The 22,811-nt window shown below is 75.1% G+C and carries 19 protein-coding genes and 1 tRNA gene; 7 read left to right on the forward strand and 13 right to left on the reverse strand.

The annotated features are described in order from the left end of the window. Window position 1: 1 nt before the first annotated feature. Window positions 2-3,445: a BTAD domain-containing putative transcriptional regulator gene (locus tag ACFVQZ_RS23170; RefSeq protein WP_383625555.1), complete on the reverse strand. Its 3,444-nt coding sequence runs from the start codon at window positions 3,443-3,445 to the stop codon at window positions 2-4. Window positions 3,446-3,874: 429 nt separating this feature from the next. Between ACFVQZ_RS23170 and ACFVQZ_RS23175 the strand changes: the two genes are divergently transcribed. The 3 genes from ACFVQZ_RS23175 to ACFVQZ_RS23185 all read left to right on the forward strand — a co-directional run bounded on the left by ACFVQZ_RS23175 (window position 3,875) and on the right by ACFVQZ_RS23185 (window position 7,762). Beyond that, window positions 3,875-5,296, forward strand: coding sequence for an MFS transporter (locus tag ACFVQZ_RS23175; RefSeq protein ID WP_383625558.1), 1,422 nt, complete (start codon window positions 3,875-3,877; stop codon window positions 5,294-5,296). A gap of 105 nt (window positions 5,297-5,401) precedes the next feature. Continuing rightward, window positions 5,402-6,892, forward strand: a complete 1,491-nt coding sequence (locus ACFVQZ_RS23180) for an MFS transporter (RefSeq protein WP_383625561.1) — start codon at window positions 5,402-5,404, stop codon at window positions 6,890-6,892. Window positions 6,893-6,931: 39 nt separating this feature from the next. Next, window positions 6,932-7,762 carry a S1 family serine peptidase gene (locus ACFVQZ_RS23185; protein WP_383625564.1) on the forward strand — a complete coding sequence of 277 codons (831 nt, stop codon included), beginning with the start codon at window positions 6,932-6,934 and terminating at the stop codon, window positions 7,760-7,762. A gap of 72 nt (window positions 7,763-7,834) precedes the next feature. Here the strand turns inward: ACFVQZ_RS23185 and ACFVQZ_RS23190 are convergent. The 9 genes from ACFVQZ_RS23190 to ACFVQZ_RS23230 form a co-directional block, all read right to left on the reverse strand. Next, window positions 7,835-7,919 (reverse strand) — tRNA-Leu (locus tag ACFVQZ_RS23190). 100 nt (window positions 7,920-8,019) lie between these two features. Next, window positions 8,020-8,433 carry a VOC family protein gene (locus ACFVQZ_RS23195; protein ID WP_030496470.1) on the reverse strand — a complete coding sequence of 138 codons (414 nt, stop codon included), beginning with the start codon at window positions 8,431-8,433 and terminating at the stop codon, window positions 8,020-8,022. 204 nt (window positions 8,434-8,637) lie between these two features. After that, window positions 8,638-9,654: a TIGR03842 family LLM class F420-dependent oxidoreductase gene (locus ACFVQZ_RS23200; RefSeq protein WP_383625568.1), complete on the reverse strand. Its 1,017-nt coding sequence runs from the start codon at window positions 9,652-9,654 to the stop codon at window positions 8,638-8,640. Between the two features lie 11 nt (window positions 9,655-9,665). Next, window positions 9,666-11,069 (reverse strand): dihydropyrimidinase, encoded by a 1,404-nt coding sequence (gene hydA / locus ACFVQZ_RS23205; protein WP_030496468.1) that lies wholly within the window; start codon window positions 11,067-11,069, stop codon window positions 9,666-9,668. Window positions 11,070-11,083: 14 nt separating this feature from the next. Next, entirely contained in the window at window positions 11,084-12,370 is a 1,287-nt protein-coding gene (locus tag ACFVQZ_RS23210; protein ID WP_383625572.1) for an aspartate aminotransferase family protein, read from the reverse strand. Beyond that, the gene (locus ACFVQZ_RS23215) at window positions 12,367-13,206 is read right to left on the reverse strand and encodes a nitrilase-related carbon-nitrogen hydrolase (protein WP_383625575.1); all 840 of its coding nucleotides are present in this window, start codon (window positions 13,204-13,206) and stop codon (window positions 12,367-12,369) included. The genes ACFVQZ_RS23210 and ACFVQZ_RS23215 overlap by 4 nt, the downstream gene beginning before the upstream one ends. A gap of 219 nt (window positions 13,207-13,425) precedes the next feature. Continuing rightward, entirely contained in the window at window positions 13,426-14,685 is a 1,260-nt protein-coding gene (locus tag ACFVQZ_RS23220; RefSeq protein ID WP_383625578.1) for a UL36 very large tegument protein, read from the reverse strand. 135 nt (window positions 14,686-14,820) lie between these two features. Further along, window positions 14,821-15,216, reverse strand: coding sequence for a PPOX class F420-dependent oxidoreductase (locus ACFVQZ_RS23225; protein WP_030496464.1), 396 nt, complete (start codon window positions 15,214-15,216; stop codon window positions 14,821-14,823). An 11-nt stretch (window positions 15,217-15,227) separates the two neighbouring features. Continuing rightward, complete coding sequence (locus ACFVQZ_RS23230) at window positions 15,228-15,614, reverse strand: winged helix-turn-helix transcriptional regulator (RefSeq protein WP_383625581.1); 387 nt, start codon at window positions 15,612-15,614, stop codon at window positions 15,228-15,230. Window positions 15,615-15,680: 66 nt separating this feature from the next. On the opposite strand from ACFVQZ_RS23230, the gene ACFVQZ_RS23235 reads away from it, so the two are divergent. Continuing rightward, window positions 15,681-16,355: an NAD(P)H-binding protein gene (locus ACFVQZ_RS23235; RefSeq protein WP_081959392.1), complete on the forward strand. Its 675-nt coding sequence runs from the start codon at window positions 15,681-15,683 to the stop codon at window positions 16,353-16,355. A 27-nt stretch (window positions 16,356-16,382) separates the two neighbouring features. Here ACFVQZ_RS23235 and ACFVQZ_RS23240 read toward each other — a convergent pair whose 3' ends face one another. Continuing rightward, the gene (locus ACFVQZ_RS23240) at window positions 16,383-16,634 is read right to left on the reverse strand and encodes a helix-turn-helix transcriptional regulator (RefSeq protein WP_030496461.1); all 252 of its coding nucleotides are present in this window, start codon (window positions 16,632-16,634) and stop codon (window positions 16,383-16,385) included. 108 nt (window positions 16,635-16,742) lie between these two features. Here ACFVQZ_RS23240 and map point away from each other — a divergent pair, with 108 nt between their 5' ends. Further along, complete coding sequence (gene map, locus ACFVQZ_RS23245) at window positions 16,743-17,510, forward strand: type I methionyl aminopeptidase (RefSeq protein ID WP_030496460.1); 768 nt, start codon at window positions 16,743-16,745, stop codon at window positions 17,508-17,510. 1 nt (window position 17,511) lies between these two features. On the opposite strand, the gene ggt is transcribed toward map, so the two are convergent. Continuing rightward, window positions 17,512-19,323, reverse strand: a complete 1,812-nt coding sequence (gene ggt / locus ACFVQZ_RS23250; protein ID WP_030496459.1) for a gamma-glutamyltransferase — start codon at window positions 19,321-19,323, stop codon at window positions 17,512-17,514. 115 nt (window positions 19,324-19,438) lie between these two features. Here ggt and ACFVQZ_RS23255 point away from each other — a divergent pair, with 115 nt between their 5' ends. Then, on the forward strand, window positions 19,439-20,170 hold the full coding sequence (locus ACFVQZ_RS23255; RefSeq protein ID WP_030496458.1) for a hypothetical protein: 732 nt from the start codon (window positions 19,439-19,441) through the stop codon (window positions 20,168-20,170). On the opposite strand, the gene ACFVQZ_RS23260 is transcribed toward ACFVQZ_RS23255, so the two are convergent. Continuing rightward, a complete protein-coding gene (locus tag ACFVQZ_RS23260) occupies window positions 20,136-21,383 on the reverse strand; it encodes a cytochrome P450 (protein ID WP_383625589.1) in 1,248 nt (415 codons plus the stop codon). The two genes, ACFVQZ_RS23255 and ACFVQZ_RS23260, sit on opposite strands and share 35 nt — an antisense overlap. A gap of 125 nt (window positions 21,384-21,508) precedes the next feature. Between ACFVQZ_RS23260 and ACFVQZ_RS23265 the strand changes: the two genes are divergently transcribed. Continuing rightward, the gene (locus ACFVQZ_RS23265; protein ID WP_383625592.1) at window positions 21,509-22,777 is read left to right on the forward strand and encodes a hypothetical protein; all 1,269 of its coding nucleotides are present in this window, start codon (window positions 21,509-21,511) and stop codon (window positions 22,775-22,777) included. Window positions 22,778-22,811 lie beyond the last annotated feature (34 nt).

Below are 22,811 nucleotides of genomic sequence, written 5' to 3' on the forward strand. Positions count from 1 at the left end.
CCTAGGTACGGGCCGCCACCTTGAGGCCGACCACCAGCGTCTGGTCCCGGGGGTCGAGGGCCCGCCCCACGGCGAACTCGGCGGCGAAGCCCGGCTCGCCGAGCGCCGCCCGGGCGGCGGCGGTGATCCGGTCGACGTCGGCCCGCTCGGCGCGCGGAAGCGGCCGGCCCACGGACTCGCGCGCGGCGGCGGCCGCCCCCAGGAGCCGCGCCGCCGCGGCGTGGTCGCCGGTCAGCGCCCGGACCCCGGCGACCCCTTCGAGGGCGAGGGCCAGCGCCCGCGGGTCCCGGGTCTCCCGCGCGGCGGCGTACCCCTCCAGGTGGTGGGCGCCGGCCGCGGCGGCGTCACCGCGCTGCTCCGCGACGAAGCCGAGCTCCGCCCTGACCAGGGCCGTACCGAGGTCCCCGTCGACCGCGCACAGCCACTCCAGCCACTTCGTCAGATGATCCTCGGCGTCCTGGAACCGGCCCTCGCGGCGGGCGACGAGCGCCAGGCCGGTCTCGGCGAACTGCTGCCCGCGCCGGTGGGCCTGCTCGGTGGCGAGCCGCAGCCCGCGCTCGTGCAGGCGGCGGGCCTCCGCGAGGTCCCCGGTCAGCAGCGCGATCCTGCCGAGACCGGACCACTTGTAGGACGCGTCGGTCCACAGGCCCAGCTCCTCCGCCGTCCGCAGCCCCTCGCGGTGCAGGCGCGCGGCGGTCTCGTAGTCCTCCTGGATCTCGGCGAGCGAGGCGAGCGTGTCGCCGGCGCGCAGTTTGCCCCAGCCGTCGCCGAGCTCGCGGAACAGCTCCATGCTCGTGGCCGCGTCCCGCGCGGCGGCCGGGAAGTCGCCCCGGATCAGCGCGTGCCCGGCGCCGAGGGCGAGCGTGGCCGCCCGCCCCCACGCGTCCCCCAGCTCCTCGAAGACCGTCAGGAGGGCGGCGAGCCGTTCCTGATTGGAGGCCAGGTCGCCGGAGCCGTACAGGGTGAGGGCGAGCAGCCAGCGCGCGTGCGCCCGGTCGCGGGGGTCGGTGATGTCCTCGACGAGCGGCAGCGTCCGGGCCACGGCGGCGGGGCCGTCGGCGTCGCCGGTGTGGAAGGCGAGGGAGGCGCGGCGGACGGCGGCCTCGGCCCGGTGCGCCCGGCACGCGTCCGCCGGCCCCGGCGGGATCGCGAGCGCGAGGTCGAAGGCGCGCCGGGCCTCCCCGAGGCGCCCGCGCAGGAACCAGTGCCAGAACTGCGCGACGACCAGGCGCAGGGCCTCGTCGGCGGCGCCCGCGCGGTGGAACGTCTCCAGGGCGGCACGCAGATTGCCCGCCTCGGCGTCCAGGCGCCGCAGCAGACGGCGCTGCTCCGCCCCGCGCAGGAGCGGCGCGGCGGACTCGGCGAGGGCCAGGTGGTGGTGGGCGTGCCGGCGGCGGACGGCGGCGGTCTCGCCTGCCTCGTCGAGGCGTTCGAGACCGTACGCGGCGATGGACTCCAGGAGCCGGTACCGGACGCCCGAGGGCGTCTCGGCGGCCACCACGAGGGAGCGGTCGACGAGACGGGCGAGGACGTCGAGGACATCGGCGGAGCCGACGACAGGGAGACGGGGGGTGGGGGGATGGGGGGCGGGGGCGGTTTCGGGTACGGAGGCGGGGGCGGGTACGGAGGCGGGGGCGGGTTCTGGTTCGGGCGTGGTGTCCGGGGTCGGCGTGGTGTCGTCGGCGCAGACCGCCTCCGCCGCTTCCAGGGTGCAGCCGTCGACGTGGACGGCGAGGCGGCGCAGGACGGCGCGTTCGGCCTCGGCGAGGAGGCCCCAGCTCCAGTCGATGACGGCGCGCAGGGTCCGCTGGCGCAGGGGCGCGTCGCGCCGGCCCGCGGCGAGCAGCCGGAAGCGGTCGTCCAGGCGGGCGGCGAGTTCGGTGACGCCGAGGCTCCGCACGCGGGTCGCGGCGAGTTCGAGCGCGAGGGGGATGCCGTCGAGCCGGCGGCAGACGGCCGCGACGGCGGGGGCGTTGGCGTCGGTGAGGGCGAAGTCCGGGTCGGCGGCGCGGGCGCGGGCGACGAACAGCCGGACCGCCTCCGCGTCGCGGAGCGCGTCGTGGCCGTCGTCCTCGGCGTCCGGGAGCCCGAGGGGGCCCACGGGGCGGCGGACCTCGCCGGATATCCCGAGGGGTTCCTGGCTGGTGGCGAGGACGCGCAGACCGGGGGCGCGGGCGAGCAGCACCCCGGTGAACTCCGCGACGGCGTCGACGACGTGCTCGCAGTTGTCGAGGACGAGGAGCGCCCGCCGCGTGCGCAGCGCCTCGGCGAGGCGGGCGGCCGGGTCGACGGGCCGGGAACCGTCGCCGTCGGGCGCGGTGTCGTCCCGCATGCCGAGGGCGGCGGCGACGGCGTCGGGCAGGAGGTGCGCGTCCGCTCCCGTACCGGCACCCGTACCGGCACCGGTCTGGCCGCTGAGGCCGCCGAGTTCGACCAGCCAGACCCCGTCCGGGTAGGCGCCGGCGCTGCGGGCCGCCGCTTCGAGGGCGAGGCGGGTCTTGCCGACGCCGCCGGGCCCGGTCAGGGTGACGAGACGCCCGTGGGGGGCGTTTGCGTCGCCCAGCAGCGCGTCCAGGGCGGCGATTTCCGCCGTGCGGCCCACCAACTCCGAGGCAAGTGCAGGCAAGTTGCCGCGTACCGGGGCCGAACTCGCTCTCTCCGGGACCGGGGTGGGGACGATGGTGGCCGGCGGGCCGTCGAGCTCCGGGTCCTGGCGGAGGATCGCCTGGTGGAGGGCGGCGAGTTCGGCGCCCGGGTCGAGGCCGAGTTCGTCGCGGAGCCGGTCGCGCACGCGGGCGTACGCGTCGAGCGCGTCCTGCCGGCGGCCCGCGCGGTAGAGCGCCCTCAGGTGCAGGGCGTGCAGGCGCTCGCGCCGGGGGTGGGCGGCGAGCAGCCCGGCGAGCTCGTCGGCGAGGGCCTGGTGGTCGCCGAGGAGCAGCCGGGCGGCGGCCTGTTCCTCGACGGCGGACACGCGCCGCTCCTCCAGGTGCCGGACGGCCCGGTCGGCGAAGCCGTCCTCCCGGAACTCGGCGTAGGCGGGGCCGCGCCAGAGGGCGAGGGCGTCGGTGAGGAGGGCCGCGCGCTCGGCCGGGTCGGAGGCGGCGCGGGCCCGGGCGGTGAGCGCTTCGAAGCGCCCTGAGTCCGTCATGTCGGGGGTGGCGGCGAGGAGGTAGCCCGGCGTCCGGGAGACGACGAGGGCACGGCCGCCGGCCTCGGCGTCCTCCAGGGTGCGGCGCAGCTGCCAGACCTTGGTCTGGAGCGCGGCGCCGGGCTTGCCCGGCGGGTCCTCGCCCCACAGGTCGTCGAAGAGGTGCCCGAGGGACACCGGCCGTCCGGCGTGCACGAGGAGGTCGGCGAGGAGGGCTCGGACCTTGGGCTCCCGGAGGTGGACCGGCCGCCCGTCGTCAGTCCACACCTCAAGCGGTCCCAGTACCCCAAAGCGCATGTCGGCACAGTACCGGGCGGGTTCCGCACCGGCCTCCCGAGTATCCCGTGAGGGCCCGTGAGCGGGCGGGTGCCACCCGTGACTCCGCCGTGAGAGCCCCGTGAGCCGCCGGGTCCAGGGTGGTGGTCGTGAAGCCGCCCAGTCACCGGGCCGGGCGGCGGAACGGGCGGCCGGCACCCGGCCGGCCGCCGTGCGGAGGCCCGTACGCATCGCCGTGCGCACTGCTTCGCACTGCCTCCCACTGCCTCGCACCATCTCTCACCATCTCGCACCGAAGGAATCGAGGACCTCATGGCCCGCTCGTCCCGTCAGCTCCGGAACACCCCCGCGACGCACGCCGAAAGGCCCGCCGGAAGGCGCGCCGGAAAGGACACCGGTAGGGAACCCGAAAAGAGGGAGCCGGACCCGCGCAGATGGCTCGCGCTCAGCTTGCTCGTCGCGGCCTTCTTCATGGTCATCGTGGACTCGCAGATCGTCATGCTGGCCATGCCGGCGATCGAGTCGGAGCTCGGTTTCGCGCCGGGTGGGGTCCAGTGGGTGATGAGCGCGTATCTGCTGAGCTTCGGTGGTCTGCTGATGTTCGGCGGGCGGACCGCCGATCTGCTCGGCGGGCGCCGGATGTTCCTGTACGGCACGGCGCTGTTCGGTGTCGCGTCGGTGCTGTGCGGTCTGGCCTGGACCGACGAGGTGCTGATCACCGCCCGTGTCGTCCAGGGCGTTGCCGCCGCCGTGATGACGCCGACCGCGATGGCCGTCCTGATGCACACCTTCGCCGAGGGCCCCGAGCGCAACAAGGCCCTGGGCATCTGGACCGGCATCGGCGCCTTCGGCGCCACCGCCGCCCTGCTCATCGGCGGCCCCATCACCGACGGCCTCGGCTGGGAATGGATCTTCTACATCAACGTCCCCGTCGTCGCCGCCGTCCTGCTCTTCGGCCCGCGCCTGCTGAAGCAGACCCCCGTCCAGGAGGGCCGCCGCCGCTTCGACCCGGCCGGCGCCGTGACCATCACGGCCGCCGTCGCCCTGCTCGTCTACGCCGTCTCCGAGGCCCCGCTCGTCGGCTGGGGCAGCGGACAGACGATCGGCATGCTGATCGCCTCCGCCGTCCTCTTCGCCGTCTTCACCGCCATCGAGAGCCGGTCGCAGGCACCCCTCGTCCCCCTCGGGATCTTCCGCTCCCCCACCGTCGTCGGCGGCAACATCCTCATGCTGATCGTCGCGATGGCGGTGTACGGCGGCGCGCTGATCACCTCGCTGTACGCCCAGCAGGTCCTCGGCTACAGCGCCGTCAAGTTCGGCCTCTCCACCGCCGTCTACGCCGTCATGTCCATCATCGGCGCCAACGTCAGCGCCCGCCTCGTCGCCCGCACCGGCTACAAGCCCATCGCCATCACCGGCATGGCCCTGCTCTCCGGCGGCCTGCTCCTGCTCACCCAGATCGACCCCAACGGCGGCTACTGGAGCGACCTCTTCTTCGGCCTCGTCATCTTCGGCACCGGCATCGGCTCCACCAACGTCGCCGCCTCCATCGCCTCCCTCACCGGAGCCAAGCCCGAGGAATCCGGCCTCGTCTCCGGCATCAACAACGCCGTCTTCCAGATCGGCGCCGCCCTCGGCATCGCCCTCGCCTCCTCCGTCGCCTTCGCCCACACCACCGGCACCACCCCCGAAGCCCTCAACAACGGCTTCCAGGCAGGCTTCCTCACCACCGCCGTCTTCGCCCTCACCGGACTGGTCACCGCGCTCCTCCTGCTGCTCCGCCGCGGCGACCGGCCGTCGGCCGTCACGGCGGGCGGCGAGGCCGCGGAGAGCGCGGACACCGAGCCGGTCCGGGCGCCGGTCGTCCACTGACCCACCCGCATCCGCCCGACACCCAGGGGCGGCCCCTCACCGAGAGGGGCCGCCCCTTCCTTTCCGCCTTCTCCACCCCTCCCCCACACCGCCCAGGAGGACCACGTGCCGACCACCGAAGCCCCCACCCCGATCCTCGCCGCCCCTCGCGACACGCGCGTCCGGTCCCGCCGGCCGGAAACGGCCCCGGTCCGGTGGTGGGCCCTGCCCGTGCTGCTCGTCGCGGTGTTCATGACGACGCTGGACTTCTTCGTGGTCAACGCGGTGGCGCCCGCGACCCGGAGCGACCTGGGCGCCGGGAACGCGACGCTCCAGACGGTGGTGATCGGCTACGGCCTCGCCTACGCCGCCGGCCTCATCACGGCGGGCCGGCTCGGCGACCTGTACGGCCACCGGCGGGTCTTCGCCGCGGGCCTCGCCCTCTTCACGGCCGCCTCGGCCCTCTGCGGCCTCGCGGGTACGCCGGAGGTCCTGGTGGCCGGGCGGATCGCGCAGGGCGCGGCGGCGGCGCTGATGGGTCCTCAGGTGCTGGCGCTGATCGGCCGGTTGTTCCCCGGGTCCGCGGACCGGGCGCGGGCCTTCGCCTGGTACGGGGCGACCGCCGGGCTCGCCGGGACGGGCGGGCAGGCCGTCGGCGGGCTGCTGCTCGCGGCGGACGTGGCGGGGCTCGGCTGGCGGGCCTGCTACCTCGTCAACGTACCGCTCGGCCTGTTGGCGCTGGCCCTGATCCGGCTGCTGCCGGCGCCGGACGGACGGCCGCGCCGCGCGCGCGGGGCGCTCGACCCGGTGGGGGTGCTGCTGTCGACGGCGGCGCTGGTGGCGCTGGTGCTGCCGCTGGTCGCGGGGGCCGAGGCGGCGTGGCCGGCCTGGGGGTGGCCGGGGCTGGCGGGCGCCGTCGCGCTGGCCGGGGCGTTCGCCGCGCACCAGCGGCGCCGGATCGCGGCGGGCCGGGCTCCGCTGCTGGCGCCGGAGGTGCTGCGGGCCGCCGGGTTCGGGCGCGGGGTGGCGGCCGTGGCGCTGCTGTTCGGCAGCTCGGCGGGGCTCACGTTCGTCCTGTCGCTGTACCTGCAGGACGGCCTGGGGATGAGCCCGCTCGCCGCGGGGCTGCTCGGGGTGGCGCTCAACGCCGCGTTCCTGGTGACGTCGCTGGCGACGGGGCGGCTCGCCGGCCGGCTGGGGCGGCGGCTTCCGGTGGTCGGCGGGGTGGTGCTGGCGGCGGGACTGGCCGCGGTGGGCTGGGCGGCCCCGTCGGTACCGGCCCCGGGGCCGCCGTGGGGTCTGGTCGCCGGCCTGGCGGTGACCGGCGCCGGCATGGGCCTGCTCATGGCGCCGCTGACGGCCGCGGCGCTCGCGGGCGTACGGCAGGCGCTGGCCGGGACGGCCGCCGGGGTGCTCGGTACGGCGCAGGAGGCGGCGGGCGTCCTCGGCACCGCGCTCGCGGGCCTGGTCCTCTTCCCCCGCCTGGGCCCGGACGCCGGCGGCTGGCCCGAGGCGTTCCGTACGGTGACGCTCCTGCTCGCGGTCGCGGCCCTGGCGATCGCGGCGCTGGCGGCGACGGCCCCGCGCGGGGTGACCGGCCCGTCATCGGCTCGTTGACGTCATGGACACACCGGGCCGACCACCACGGAGGGCACGATGCACGGCACACGGCGACGGTCACGAGCACGGACGGCGACGCTGCCGGGCGCACTCCTGGGCGTACTCCTGGCGGCGGCGCCGCTCGCGCCGCGCGAGGCCGCGGCGATCGTCGGCGGCGAGGAGGCGGCCCCGGGGGCGTACCCGTACGCGGCGGTCCTGGTCGACGTGGAGCGCCGCCGCCCGTTCTGCGGCGGCGCGCTGATCGGCCCCCGGCACGTGCTGACGGCCGCGCACTGCCTGACCGGCTCGTACGCCGACACCGGCCAAGTCGCGGTGCACCTCGGCGAGCACGACCTGCGGACGGCGGCCGAGTCGCGCCACGCGCGCGTGGCCCGCCCCGCCCGCTTCACGCTCCACCCCCGCTACGACCCCCGCACCCAGCACGACGACCTCGCCGTCATCACCCTGGCGTCCCCGGTCCGCGCGAACCCCCGCATCCGCCCGGTGGCGCTCCCCGCCCCCGGCGCATCGTTCACCCGCACCCGCCTGGAGGCCGCCGGCTGGGGCGCGACCGCCTTCGGCGGCGCCCCGTCCCCGGTCCTCCGCGCCGTCACCCTCGACACCCTCCCTAACTCCGCCTGCACTCTCCGCGGCGTCGACGGCCTCACCCCGGCCCAGCTCTGCACCTGGACGCCCGGCCGCGACACCTGCGTCTACGACTCCGGCGGCCCCCTGGTCCACCGCTCCCCCACCGGCCGCCCCACCCTGGCCGCCCTGGTCTCCTACGGCCACGGCTGCGCCACGGACACCCCCGCCGTGAACACCAGGATCACCGCTTACCTCCCCTGGATCACCCACCACACGGGCCTCCGCCCACCGACGCCCTGAACCGCGTCCGGGCATACGGCGACGAGCCGTGCGCGCCGGTTCTCACCGGCCCGCACGGCTCGTCGTGGGTCGTGTCCGAGGGGGGACTTGAACCCCCACGCCCGATAAAGGGCACTAGCACCTCAAGCTAGCGCGTCTGCCATTCCGCCACCCGGACAAGGTGTCTGTCGGCTCGCGGGGTGTTCCCCGCGGCGACGGACATCAATCTACCAGGTGTCCGAGGTGCTTCTCACCCACGTTTCCGGTGGTCAGGGCGGTCAGGAGGGGGTGCCCGCGATGTTCACCATCCAGGTGACGCCGAACTCGTCGGTGCACATGCCGAAGACGTCGCCCCACATCTGCTTCTCCAGGGGGACGGAGACCGTGCCGCGGGCGGTGAGCTTGTCCCAGTAGCCGCGGAGTTCGGCGTCGTCGTCGCCGCTGAGGCTGATGCTGATGTTGTTGCCGACGGTGAGGTCCATGCCGGGCGGGTTGTCGGAGACCATGAGCGTGAAGCCGGCGGGGGTCTCCAGCATGCCGTGCATGATCTTGTCCTCGTACCCGGGCGGCGCCTGGCCGAACTGGGCGTAGGTGTTGACCTCCGGCGTTCCGCCGAACACGTCCTGGTAGAAGTCGATGGCCTGCTTCGCCTGGCCGGTGAAGCTGATGTACGGGTTGAGCCGGGACGCCATGGATCACTCCTCTGCGTGAGGGGGCGGGGCGGGGTGAGGGGGCTGCACGCGTGTGCGGCCCCGACGCTAGGCGTCCCCGCCCGCCCCGCCGGTGTGCCGCGCCGGGGAACGCGCGGGAGCGCCACCGGGGCGGGCTAGTCGCCCTGCGGGGCCGGGCCGAGCGGCCGGCGCGCACGGGGCCGCGCCGGGGTGCGCCGGAGCCGTTCAGCCGTTGATGGCGGGGATGACGCCGGATCCGTACGCGTCGATGGTGCCCTCGCGGTGGTCGTGCATGGCGTAGACGGCGAACTGGTCGACGCCGAGGTCCTTGAGGCGGCGGAGCTTGTCGATGTGGGTTTCGGCGGGGCCGAGGAGGCAGAAGCGGTCGACGATCTCGTCGGGGACGAAGGCGGTGTCGGGGTTGCCGGCGCGGCCGTGGTGGGAGTAGTCGTAGCCTTGGCGGTCCTTGATGTACGCGGTGAGTGCGTCGGGGACCATGGAGGAGTGTTCGCCGTACTTGGCGACGAGGTCGGCGACGTGGTTGCCGACCATGCCGCCGAACCAGCGGCACTGGTCGCGGGCGTGGGCCAGGGCCTCGGGCGAGTCGTCGGCGGTGACGTAGGCGGGGGCGGCGACGCAGATGGTGAGGGCGCCGGGGTCGCGGCCCGCCTCCTGGGCCGCGTTCCTGACCGCCTTGACCATCCACTCGGTGAGGAACGGGTCGGCGAGCTGGAGGATGAAGCCGTCGGCCTTCTGCCCGGCGAGGGCGAGGGCCTTGGGGCCGTAGGCGGCCATCCACACCGGCAGCTTCCCGTTCTTGATCCACGGGATGCGGATCGGATTGCCGTCGACGGTCGCCTCGCGGCCCTCCGCCAGGTCGCGGATGACGTCGATGGCCTCGCCCAGGCGGGCCAGGGTGTTCGGGCGGCGGCCGGCGACGCGCATGGCGGAGTCGCCGCGGCCGATGCCGCAGACGGTGCGGTTGCCGAACATGTCGTTGAGGGTGGCGAAGGTGGAGGCCGTCACCTCCCAGGTGCGCGTCCCCGGGTTGGTGACCATGGGGCCGACGCGGAGCTTGGTGGTGTGTTCGAGGATCTGGCTGTAGATGACGAAGGGTTCCTGCCAGAGCACGGCGGAGTCGAAGGTCCAGCCGTAGCGGAAGCCGTTGCGCTCCGCCCGGCGCATCAGGCCGACGACCTGCGAGGCGGGCGGGTCGGTCTGCAGGACGAGTCCGAAGTCCACGAAGCGGCCTCCTAGTTCAGGTACTGGCAGGTGGAGCGGGGGATGAACGTGCCGTGGCCGGCGCGGCCGACGTACGTCCGCTGGTCGAGGACGAGTTCGCCGCGCGAGAGGACGGTCTCGACCCGGCCGGTGACCGTCCTCCCCTCGTACGCCGAGTAGTCGACGTTCATGTGGTGGGTCTCCGCCGAGAGCACCTGGGTGGCGTGCGGGTCGTAGATGACGAGGTCGGCGTCGGCGCCCGGCGCGATCGTGCCCTTCTGCGGGTAGAGGCCGAACATCCTCGCCGGGGTCGCGCAGGCGATCTCGATCCAGCGGCGCCGCGAGATGTGCCCGTCGACGACCGCCTGGTGGAGGAGGTCCATGCGGTTCTCCACGCCCGGGAGGCCGTTGGGGATCTTCGAGAAGTCGCCCCGGCCCAGCTCCTTCTGGCCGGTGAAGCAGAACGGGCAGTGGTCGGTGGAGACCACCTGGAGGTCGTTGGTGCGCAGGCCGCGCCAGAGCGCCGCCTGGTGCTCCTTCGGGCGCAGGGGCGTGCTGCACACGTACTTGGCGCCCTCGAAGTCCGGCTCCGCCAGGTTGTCCGTCGACAGGAACAGGTACTGCGGGCAGGTCTCGCCGAAGACCGGCAGGCCCAGGTCCCGCGCCGCCGCCAGCTCGGCCACCGCCTCCCGCGCCGACACGTGCACGACGTACAGGGGGCTGCCCGCGACCCGTGCCAGCTGGATCGCCCGGTGGGTGGCCTCCGCCTCCAGCAGCGCCTTGCGGACCTCGCCGTGGAAGCGGGGATCGGTCTCGCCGCGGGCCAGGGCCTGCTCCACCAGGACGTCGATCGCGATGCCGTTCTCCGCGTGCATCATGATCAGCCCGCCGGTGCCGGCCGCGACCTGCATGGCCCGCAGGATCTGCCCGTCGTCCGAGTAGAAGACGCCGGGGTAGGCCATGAAGAGCTTGAAGGAGGTGATGCCCTCCTCGATCAGGAGGGGCATCTCGCGGAGGGTGGTCGGCGTGACGTCCGACATGATCATGTGGAACGCGTAGTCGATCGCGCAGTTCCCGTCGGCCTTCGCGTACCAGGTGTCCAGGCCCTCGCGGAGGGGGCGGCCGACGGACTGGACGGCGAAGTCGACGATCGTGGTGGTGCCGCCCCAGGCGGCGGCGCGGGTGCCGGTCTCGAAGGTGTCGGAGGCGAAGGTGCCGCCGAAGGGCAGCTCCATGTGGGTGTGGGCGTCGACGCCGCCCGGGATGACGTAGCGGTCGGTGGCGTCGAGGACGCGGTCGGCGGTCCAGCCGGCCGCCGTGTCGGAGCCGTGGGCGGCGAGGGCGGCGACGCGGCCGTCCTCCACGAGGACGTCGGCGTGGAGTTCGTCGGAGGCGGTGACGACGAGGCCGCCCCGGACGAGGGTTCGGGTGCTCACGGGCTACTCCCCTGTCACTGGAGGGATCTGAGGGCCTGTTCGAGGACGGCGGCGCCTTCCTCGGCCTCGGCGACGGTGAGCGACAGCGGGGGCGCGACGCGCAGGGCGCTGGTGTCGTGGCCGCCGCCCTTGCCGATGAGGAGGCCGCCGGCGCGGGCCGCTTCCAGGACGGCGGCGGCGGCTTCGGGGGCGGCGCGCCCGGTGGCCGGGTCGGCGAGCTCGATGCCGATCATGAGGCCCCGGCCGCGGATCTCGCGGACGGCGTCGACACCTGCGGCGGCGGCGCGGAGCCGTTCGATGAGGAGTCCGCCGACCCGGCGCGCGTTGCCCTGGAGGTCGTGGTCGAGGAGGTAGCCGAGGTTGGCCAGCCCTGCGGCCATGGTGACGGGCGAACCGCCGAAGGTGGAGAGGGAGTTGGCGTCCAGGCAGTTCATGATCTCGGCGCGGGCGACCACTCCGCCGATCGACATGCCGTTGCCGATGCCCTTGGCGAAGGTGAGCAGGTCGGGCGGTCCGGCCTGGGCGTGCGCCTGCCAGCCCCAGAAGTGGTCGCCGGTGCGGCCCCAGCCGGTCTGCACCTCGTCGGAGATCCACAGGATGTCGTGCCGGTCGAGGACGCGGCGGAAGGCGGCGTAGAGGCCGTCGGGCGGAGAGGTGAAGCCGCCGACGCCCTGGACGGGTTCGGCGATGAGCGCGGCCACCCCGGCGCGGGTCTGGCCCAGCAGGTCCTCCAGGTCGGCGACGGCCGCCTCGGTGAACCGCTCGTCGGTGAGCCCGGCGAAGGGGCCGCGGGTGCGGACCGCGCCGTGCACGTACAGGGTCTGGAGCGGGGAGAGGCCGGTGGGCGACCAGGAGCGGTTGCCGGTGACGCCGACGGTGGAGAAGGAGCGGCCGTGGTAGCTGTTGCGCATCGCCAGGATGTGGTGCGAGCGGCGGTACGCGGTGGCGAGGAGCAGGGCCGTGTCGTTGGCCTCGGTGCCGGAGGTGGTGAAGAAGACGCGGGCGTCGGGGATGCCGGAGAGGGCGGCGATCCGTTCGGCGAGCTCCACCATGGGCCGGTTGAGGTAGAGCGTGGAGGAGTGGAGGATCCGGCCGGCCTGTTCGGCGACCGCCTTGGTGACCTCGGGGAGGGCGTGGGCGGTCATGGTGGTGAGGATGCCGCCGAAGAAGTCCAGGTAGCGGCGGCCGTCGGCGTCCCAGACGTACCGGCCCTCGCCGTGGGTGAGCTCGATCGGCTCGTCGTAGTAGAGCGAGAGCCAGTCGGGGAGGACGGCGCGGTGGCGGGCGTGCAGGCTGTTCACGGCCGGACCAGCCCGTCGTACGCGTCGGGGCGGCGGTCCCGGTAGAAGGCCCACTGCTGCCGGACCTCCTCGATGATGCTGAAGTCCAGGTCGCGGACGACGAGTTCCTCCTCCTTGTCGGAGGCGACGTCGCCGACGAACCGGCCGCGCGGGTCGACGAAGTAGCTGGTGCCGTAGAAGTCGTTGTCGCCGTACTCCTCGACGCCGACGCGGTTGATGGCGGCGACGAAGTACTCGTTGGCGACGGCGGCGGCGGGCTGCTCCAGCTGCCAGAGGTAGGACGAGAGGCCGCGGTGGGTGGCCGACGGGTTGTAGACCAGCTGGGCGCCGTTGAGGCCGAGTTGGCGCCAGCCCTCGGGGAAGTGGCGGTCGTAGCAGATGTAGACGCCGACCTTGCCGACGGCCGTGTCGAAGACGGGCCAGCCGGCGTTCCCCGGGCGGAAGTAGTACTTCTCCCAGAACCCCTTGACCTGGGGGATGTGGTGCTTGCGGTACTTGCCGAGGTAGCGGCCGTCGGCGTCGATCACGGCGGCCGTGTTGTAGTAGAAGCCCTCCGACTCGACCTCGAAGACCGGGACGACGATCACCATGCCGGTCTCGCGGGCCAGCGCCCGCATCCGGGTGACGGTGGGGCCGTCCGGGACGGGCTCGGCCCAGCGGTAGTGCTCGGGCTCCTGGACCTGGCAGAAGTAGGGGGCGTTGAACACCTCCTGGAAGCCGATCACCTGGGCGCCCTGCCGGGCCGCCTCGCGGGCGTGCTCCTCATGCTTGGCGATCATGGATTCGGTGTCGCCGGTCCAGGTCGCCTGGACGAGGGCGGCGCGTACGACGGTCATGAGCTGCTCCTTCGGCACGGCGTCAGAGAGCCTCTACGCCCGTAGACACGGTGCGTAGGAGGAGAACGTAAGCCCCGTCACACCCCGGAGCAAGAGCGCCGCCCTGAAGCAGCACAGTCGATCATGTTTCATACCGGAGCGGTCCACACCGGACACGTACCGACACGTGACGACTGGTCCCCTTGATCCCCGCCCTCCTTCACCCCCCTCCAGAACTCCTCAGGGCGCCAGGACGCCGCCGACCCGGAGCGCGTGCCGCAGGGCGCGGTCGGCGGCGGGCGACAGGGCGCGGGCCGCCGCGCCGAGCCGGGGCATCAGCAGCGCCGGGTCCACCGCCGCGAGCCGGGCCGCCTCCTCGGGCGTGCGCACCCGGATGAACGCGGTGAGCAGCGCCCGCGCCTCGTCGTCGTGGCCCTCGGTGACGAGCGCGGCGACGGCTCCGGCCAGTTCCTCGACGGGCCGGGCGACGCCCTGGCGGAGCAGTTGCTCGCAGTCCTCCGCGCGGCCCGCGTCGGCGAGCGCCCCGGCGACGGCGGCGAGCCGGGCGGGCGGCAGCGAGGACGCCTCCCACAGCAGGGTGTCCCAGTCGGCGCCGAAGCCGGCCCGGTGCAGTGCGGCGGCGAGCGCGGGGAGCCGGGTGGGCGGCCCGCCGAGCGCCTCGCACAGCAGCTCGTGCGCCTCGCCGGTGCGGCCCTGGGCGCGCAGCCGCTGGAGGGCGTAGACCGCGTTGGCGGCGGCCCGGTCGGCCTCCGCCGGGTCGCCGGCGGGGGTCGGGGTGGGCGCGGCGCCGGCGGTCTCCGGTGCGCCGGCGGTACGGGAGCCGCTCGGGCCCCGCAGCCGGAACCGGGCGCCGCGCGGTTCGGCCCCGCCGCCGGGCAGATCGGGTACGGCGACGGGCGCGGGCCCCTCGGCGGCGTCGGCCCCGGCCCAGGCGTACCGGGCGCCGCGGGGCCGCGGCCGGGCCGGCGCGGGCCCGGCGTCCGGGGCCGTGTCAGGCCGCCGAGTGCGTTCCAGGCGGTCGAGCCGGGCGGTGAGGTCCGCGATCCGGGACGTGGCGCGGGCGTGGTCGTCGCGGGTCCAGGCGAGGTCGTGCGCGAGCCGGGCCGCTTCCTCGGGGCCGGCGGTGCGGATCCACCGGCGCAGTTCCGCGACGCGGGCCTCGGCGTGCCGGCGTTCGCGTTCCATCAGGTCGCGGCGGGCGGTCAGCGCGTCGGCGCCGCCGGGTCCGCGGTCGTGGACGGCGGCGGCGGCCTCGTACAGTCCCCTCCCCCGCTCCGGCGTCTCGCCCACGTCCTGGAGCAGGGACTCGACGACGTCCCAGGGCAGCAGTTCGGTGCCGTCGAGGCAGGCGCGCAGCCCGTCGGGGTCCCGTTCGGCGAAGACGGTCCACCAGCCGCCGGCCCGCTCGGCGCGGGCCGCGAGCCCGCCGAGCCAGTGGATGAACTCCGCCATCTCGGACGGGATGTGAGGGACCGTCATGCGCGCACCTGCCCTGCGGTAGAAGGGGACCTTCCGGTCCGCCGCAGGGCATTGCACCGCAGTCGTGTTACGGGACGGCTACGGACCGTTTTCCTTTCCGTGCCCCGGGGACCACATCGGCGGCGTACCGGCGGGTCACAGGGTGACGACGATGCCGGTGTGGGGGCGCTTGCCGAGGCGGGCGATGGTGGCCGGCCAGTCGACGAGCCAGAACTGGTAGGTGTACTTGCGGGAGAGCAGCCGGCGGACGTGCCGCAGCTCGTCGCCGGTGACCAGCCGGGCGGTGCCGGGGGTGCGGGCGGCGCCGTCGGGCACGTTGCCGCGCACGTCGCAGACGGCCAGTTCGACGCGGGGGTCGTTGCGGAGCCGCTTGACCTTCCAGGAGTCGGTGCGGGTCCACACGTACACCCGCCCGTCCTCGACGGCGTACCAGACGGGGGTGGCGACCCCGGTCCCGTTCTTCCGGAAGGTGGTGAGGCTGAGGTAGCGGGCTCGCCGCAGCTCTTCGGGGATGGATCCGTCGGTCGTCATGACCGCCGAGCCTACGCCGGGCCGTCCGCCGGGTACGCGGCGCGGGCGGAGCCGATCTCGGCGCCGTGGGCGCGGGCCCAGGCGCAGGCCGTGTCGAGCGGGCCGAGGAGGGAGCGGCCGAGCGGGGTGAGGGCGTACTCGGCGCGCGGCGGGTTCTCGTCGTACGCGCTGCGGGTGAGGAAGCCTCTGCGTTCCATCGCGCGCAGGGTCTCGGTGAGGACCTTGGGGGTGATCCAGGGGAGGGCGGCGCGGAGTTCGCCGAACCGGCGCGCGGAGCCGTCCTCCAGGCAGCGCAGCACCACACCGGTCCACTTGTCGCCGACGCGGAAGGGCTGGACGGCGCCGTCGGCGCAGGCCGGGTCGTCGAACCGGGCGGCGATCGGGGGCAGTTCGCTCATGCGTCCGACGGTAGCGGCGCCGGTACCGTTGAAGTAACCGGGCACCTCCGTCCTACGGTCCCTGCCATGAGCGACGACAGCAGGAAGAGCGACGACAGCAAGAAGATCATCGTGTTCGGCGCCGGCGGCCGGGTCGGCCGCGCGGCCGTGACGGAGGCGGTGGCCCGGGGGCACCGGGTGACGGCGGTGGTACGGGACCCGGCGCGCCATCCGGGTCTGGAGCGGGCGGGCGTGGCGGTGGTACGGGGCGACGCGACGGACCCGGGGTCGGTGGCGGCGCTCGCCGCCGGGCACGACGCGGCGCTGCACGCCTCGGTCCGGCTGGACGTGCCGTCGGAGGAGTTCTTCGCGGCGACGGCGAAGGCGCTGGTCGCGGGGCTCACTGAGGCCGGGGTGGGCCGGCTGCTGACGCTCGGGATCGCCACCACGCTGGCGGACGCGTCCGGGGTGCGGCTGATGGACGCGCCGGGCTTCCCCGGCGAGTGGCGGGCCTTCGCGCAGGGGCACGTGGTGGAGTTCGAGCTGCTGGCGGCGACGGCCGGGCCGGAGCTGGACTGGCTGATGGTGGTGCCGCCGCTGGACCTGAGCGCGGAGGCCGTGCCCGCCGGCGGTTACCGGACGGCGGTCGGCGCGGTCGTGCCCGGCCCCGGCCGGATCGCCCACGCCGATCTGGCGCTGGCGCTGCTGGACGAGATCGAGGCGCCCCGGCACAGCCGGGTGCAGCTCGCGGTGTCGGGCTGACGCGGAGGACGGGCCCGGGGGGCCGGGTCAGGCGGGCAGCAGGGCGCTGCGGAGGAGCAGGTCGTCCAGGGAGAGGTCGAGGACGCCGGCGAGGGCGGCGACGGTGAAGAAGGCCGGGGTGGGGGCGCGGCCGGTCTCGATCTTGCGCAGGGTCTCGGCCGACAGGCCGGCCGCCGCGGCGACCTCGACCATCGACCGGGCGCCGCGGGCCTCGCGCAGCAGCTGCCCGAGCCGCTCGCCGCGCTCGCGCTCTTCCGGGGTCAGGGGGGTGCGCACCATGGGCCCACTGTACCGGCCCGGCGCCACCCCGTCCCGATTCTTATACCGGTAGGTGTCCGATTCCCCTATCGACAGGACACCGATTCTTATACCGGTATAGTAATGGGAATGGTGGAGATCAAGAGCGAAGAGAACCTGGCGGCCATGCGCGAGGCGGGCCGGATCGTGGCGCGCGCCCTTGCGGCGGCCCGGGAGCTGGCCGCCCCCGGCGTGCCGGCCGCCGCCCTGGACCGGGCGGCGCGGGAGGTGCTGGCCGAGGCCGGCGCCACGTCGCCCTTCCTGGGCTACCGCCCGGACTGGGCGCCGGTGCCCTTCCCGGGCGTGACCTGCGTGTCCGTCAACGACGCGATCGTGCACGGCATCCCGGACGGGACCGTCCTGCGGGACGGCGACCTGGTCTCGGTGGACTGCGGGGCCGAGCTGCGCGGCTGGGTCGGCGACGCGGCGGTCAGCTTCACGGTCGGCCGCGCGCGTCCCGAGGACACCCGGCTGATCGGCGCCGCGGAGGAGGCGCTGGCGGCGGGGATCGAGGCGGCGGTCGTCGGCAACCGGATCGGCGACATCGCGCACGCCGTCGGCACCGTGTGCCGGAAGGCCGGGTACGGCATCCCGGACGGTTTCGGCGGGCACGGCATCGGCCGCGCCATGCACGAGGACCCGGGGGTGCCGAACGAGGGCCGCCCGGGGCGCGGGATGCGGCTGCGCGCCGGCATGGTGCTGGCGATCGAGCCGATGCTGGTCGGGGGCGGCGGCGACGGCCACTACACCGCCCGGGACGGCTGGACGATCCGTACCCTCGACGGCTCCCGCGCCGCCCACGCCGAACACACCGTCGCCGTGACCGACGCGGGCCCCCGCGTCCTGACGGCCCTGTAGTTCACCGCTCCGGGCGGACGACCATCGCGGAGCCGCCGCCGCGGCGGACGGTCTCGGCGGCGGCGAGCCAGCGCCCGCCGGGCAGGCGCTGGACGCCGGTGGCGGCGCCGATCTCCGGGGTGCGCCGGAAGGTGTGCCCGAGCGCTTCGAGCGCGGGCCGCAGGGGGCTGTCCCAGAGCGCCGGTTCGAGGTCGGTCGCGGGCCGGTCGCGCTGGCTGGCGCGCGGGGCGGCGATGGCGTCGACGAGCGGCAGGCCCCGGTCGAGGAAGCCGGTGAGGGTCTGCAGGACGGTGGTGACGATGGTCGCGCCGCCCGGCGAGCCGAGGGCCACGACCGGCCGGCCGTCCCCGTCGAGCACGACGGTCGGCGCGATCGAGGAGCGCGGGCGCTTGCCCGGACCCGGCAGGTTGGGGTCCGGCACCTCCGGGTGCGCGGGGGTGAAGGAGAAGTCGGTGAGCTCGTTGTTGAGCAGGAAGCCGCGGCCGGGGACGGTGATGCCGCTGCCGCCCGTGGACTCGATCGTCAGCGTGTAGGCGACGACGTTCCCCCACCGGTCGGCCACCGTCAGATGAGTGGTGTTCTCGCCCTCGTACAACGGCGGCACCACGGCCCCGCCGGTCGCGCACGGCACCGGGTTCCGGGGGTCGCCGGCGGCCAGCGGGCTGGACAGGACGGCGTCGTCGCGGATCAGGCAGGCGCGGGAGTCGGCGTACCGCTGGGACAGCAGGCCCCGGACCGGCACCGGCGCGAAGGCCGGGTCCCCGACCCAGCGGCCCCGGTCGGCGAAGGCGATCCGGCTCGCCTCCACGAGCCGGTGGAGGTAGCGCGCCTCGGGGACCGCGGACAGGTCGGTGCCCTCCAGGATGTTGAGGGCCTCCCCGACGGTCGTGCCGCCGGAGGACGACGGGGGCACGCTCAGCACGCGGAGCCCCCGGTAGCGGGTCTCGGTGGGCGCGCGCCGGACGGTCCGGTACGCGGCCAGGTCCCGCTCCGTCAGGTCGCCGGGGCGGACGACGCGGCGCGCGCCCGGGCGGACCGGCGGGGTGCGGACGGTCCGGACGATGTCGCGGGCGAGCGGGCCCCGGTAGAGCGCGCCGGCGCCGCGCTCGGCGAGGAGGGCGTACGTACGGGCCAGGTCGGGGTTCTTCACGACCTGGCCGACCTCGGGGAGCCGGCCGCCGGGCAGGAAGAGGGCGGCGGAGGCCGGGAAGTCGCGGAACCGGGCCTCGTTGTCGGCGGTCTGCGCGCGGTAGGTGGCGTCGACGGTGAAGCCGTCGCGGGCCAAACGTTCGGCGGGGGCGAGGAGTTCGCCGAGCGGCAGGCTGCCCCAGGCGTCGAGGGCTGTCGCCCAGGTGGCGGGGGTGCCGGGGGTGCCGACGGAGAGGCCGCTGGTCATCGCCTCCTCGAAGGGGAGCGGGGCGCCCTCCTCGGTGAGCAGGCCGGCGTCGGCGGAGGCCGGCGCGGTCTCGCGGCCGTCGACGGTGTGGACGGTACGGCTCGCGGCGTCGTAGTGGACGAGGTAGCCGCCTCCGCCGATGCCGGCCGAGTAGGGCTCGGTGACGCCGAGGGCGGCGGCGACCGCGACGGCCGCGTCGACGGCGTTGCCGCCCCGGCGCAGGATCTCGACGCCGGCGGCGCTCGCGTCGGCGTCGACGCTGGCGACGGCGCCGCCGAACCCGACGGCGACGGGCACCTTGGCGGGCGGCGCGGTCCTCGGCGGGGCCGCGCTCCCGGGCGGGGCCGCGGCTCCCAGTGACAGTGCCGTCGCGGTGGCCGCCGCGATCATTCCGTACCGCCAGACCGACCGGCGCATCCCTGACCTCCCGTCACCGTGACGCCTCGCACCGTAACTTCCGCACCTCGCCCGCGCGGGGAAGCCCCTCCGCCCCTCTCGAACGGTCACCCGACCGCCGCTAGCATGCGCCCCTATGGACGAGGACCTGCGGAACATCGTGCTCGGCGTGCTGGCGACCGGCCTGAGCGCGGCGCTGGGCTGGATCGCCCGGACGTACCTGTGGCGGCGCCGGCTCCGCCGCAAGCAGGCGTTCTTCGGTCTGCCGGACCACGCGGAGTGCCTGCTCGTCGTCAACCGCGAGGCGGGCGGCGACGGGGCGGTGCACCGCTTCGACGTGTTCGCGCTGCTGGAACTGGCCGCGCTGGTGAAGGACTGCCGGGCGCAGGCGCAGATCGTCCAGCACGACCGGACCCATCTGGGCTTCGGGGACCGCACGGAGTTCTGCGTCGGCGGCCCCGGGTCGAATCGGCGGACCGCCGCTCACCTCGGGACGCTCATGCCCGGCCTGACCATGAACACGGAGCCGGAACCGGTCGAGGAGCGGGGCGCGATCGAGGTGGGCGGCGAGCGGTACCGGATGGAACCGGGCGCCGTCGAGTACGTCGTGCTCGCGCGGATCACCGCGGGCGAGGGCGGGCGCCCGGTCTTCCTCTTCTGCGGGCAGCGGGCGATCACCAACCAGGCGGCGAGCCGCTATCTGGCCCGGCACCACGAGCGGCTGGCCCGCACCCACCGGGGCGGCTCGTTCGTCCTGTTGCTGCGGGTGGTCAACTCCCAGGCGTACGGCCCCGACGTGGTCGAGCTGGTGGCGGACGTGACGCGGGCCGCGCTCAGGGCTCCCGCAGCCGCACCGGCAGCGACGTGATCCCGTTGATGAAGTTGGAGACGAGCCGCCGGGGCGGCCCGGCGGACTCCACACCCGCGCACGCTTCCCGCAACTCCTCGTAGAGGACGCGGAGTTGCAGACGGGCGAAGTGGGCGCCGAGACAGACGTGCGGGCCGTCACCGAAGGAGACGTGCGGGTTCGGGCGGCGGCCGAGGTCCAGGCGGTGCGGGTCGGGGAAGACGCGTTCGTCGTGGTTGGCGGAGACGTGGAAGACGACGACCTTGTCCCCGGCGGCGATCCGGGTCCCGGCGAGGACGGTGTCCCGGGCGGCGGTGCGGCGGAAGGACAGCACCGGCGGGTGGACGCGCAGCAGTTCGTCCACGGCGGTGTCCGTGCCCGTCTCGCCCCGCCAGAACCCGGCCTGCTCGCCGGGGTGCGCACAGAGGGCGAGAACGCCGCCCGGGGCCGCCGACCGCACGGTGTCGTTGCCGGCGACGGTGAGCAGGAAGAAGAACATCTCCATTTCGGCGTCGGCGAGTTCGGTGGTGGCGAGGGTGGTCATGAGGTCGTCGGCGGGGTGGGCGCGCTTGTACGCGGCGAGTTCCTGGGCGTACGCGAACATCTCGGCGAGCATCGCCGGTGACCGCGGATTGACGGGCCGCCCGGCGGCGTCGAGGACGGGCGGCTCGTCCGGGTCCTGGTAGGCGATGACCCGTTCGGTCCAGGCGTGCAGCAGCGCGCGGTCGGACGCCGGTACGCCGAGCAGGTCGGTGAGGTTGAGGAGTGCGTAGTCGTCGGTGACGGCCCGGACGAGGTCGACCTCGCCGCCCCCGCCTCCCTCGGCGACGGCCGCCGCGAGCAGCCGGCGGGCCCGTACGCGGGCGGTCGCCTCGAACCGCTCGATCCGCCCCGGCGTGAACGCCCGGCTGACCAGCCGCCGCAGCCGACCGTGCTCCGGCGGGTCCTGATTGAGCATCATGCGCCGGATGAAGAGAAGGTCGGCAGGGTCGGGGTCGCGGATCTGGGTGGCGCCGAGCCACGAGGAGTACGTCTCCGCGTCCTTGAGCACCCGCACGACGTCGGCGTGCCGGCTCACCGCCCAGAAGCCGCTCCCGGCCGGCCACCCCAGCACCGCGGGTTCCTCCTGCCAGGCGACGGGCGCCCGGTCGCGCAGCTCCCGGAAGGCGTCGTGGGGCGGCCCGGCGGCGTGGATCCGGGGATCGAAGACATCGGGAAGGCTCGTCGGCTGCACGGGCCAAGCCTGGAGCAGAGGTGAAGACGTGTCCATCATGACAGGTCAGAGGCGTTTTTCGTAGGACGGAACGCACAGTTCGCGCGCCTTGTCCGGGATGGCGGCGAGCTCCCAGAATCTCCGCCATGACACACAGGGGCGAGACGGGGAGCGCGGGGGCTGTGGACGAGGAAGCGGTGATGCGGGCGCGGGTGCTGCTGCTGGGATCCGGGCGGCTGAGTGACCATCAGGAGCTGGACGCCTACCGGGTGCTGGCGCCGGTGAGCCCGGACGTGTACGCGCCGAAGCTGGCGAGCCGGCTCAGCTGGGCGCGGGCGGCGACGCCGGAGCGGGCGGAGGAGCTGGCGCGGGAGGCGGTCGCGGCGGCGCGGCTGCTCCGGCCGGACCACCACCTGCGGACGGAGGTCCTGTGCCGGGCGCTCGGGTCGTACGCGAAGCTGCTGTTCGGCCGGGGGCGCAGGGCCGAGGCGCTGGCGGTGTGCGCGGAGTCGGCGGCCGTGGGACGGGAGGGGTTCGGGCGCGGGCAGGTGCCCCGTCCCGGGTACGGGTCGCGGCGCCTGGTCGTCGCCCTCTCCGAGGAGGGGCGGTACGCCGAGGCGCTGGCGGCCGAGGTGCCGCCGGCGGGTGACGAGAGGACGGAGTTCTGGCAGGCGGTCGCCCGCGCGGCCCGGCTGGAGGCGGCGGGGCGGGGCGATGAGGCGGCCGGGTGCCTCGGGGAGTTCCTGGACGCCGCGCGCGCGGGCGCCGCGGAGGGCCGGGAGCCTCAGGCGGTCCTGGTCTGGGCCCTGCGCCACCAGGCGGACCTACTCGACCGGACGGGAAGCTCCGGTGAGGCCGGGGCGATCCGGCGGGAGGCGCTGGACGTCCTGGCGCGGCTCGCGGAGGCCGGGAAGCCCACGAAGTGGGGCACCCTCCCCTCCTGGTGGGCGACCCTGTTCCTCCTCTCCGTCCGCCCGGACGAACCGCCGGCGTCGCCGGAGGCGCCGGGCCCCTGCTTCGGCGAGGACGACCACCACTGGTCCCCCGACGTGAAGCGCGCGTACGCCGCCGCCGTCCCCGCGCTGGAGGCGGAGAAGGCGGCGCTCACCAGGAGGGCCGAGGGGGATCCGGCGCGCTGGCTGCCGGCCCTGTCCGCCGTGCACCGGCGGCTCACCGCCCGCGCCGCGCTGCGCGCGATCCACCGGGCCCCCCGGAACCTCGACGCGCTGCGCCCGCTCTTCGACGAGGGCGCGGCCCTGGCCCGCCGCCCCGGCGCGGCCCGGGACGCGGAGGCGCGGGCGCTGACCGACCTGGCGATGTTCCTGGTGGCCGTCGGCGCGCACCGGGAGGCGTACGCGGACCTGGCGGCGGCCGGGGAGGTCCGGCCGCGGCCCACAATCGTTACCCGCACGTAACTTACCGACCGGTTACCACGGGTAGCACCGCGCG

Source organism: Streptomyces sp. NPDC057854, from assembly GCF_042797055.1.
Classification (GTDB): Bacteria; Actinomycetota; Actinomycetes; order Streptomycetales; family Streptomycetaceae; genus Streptomyces.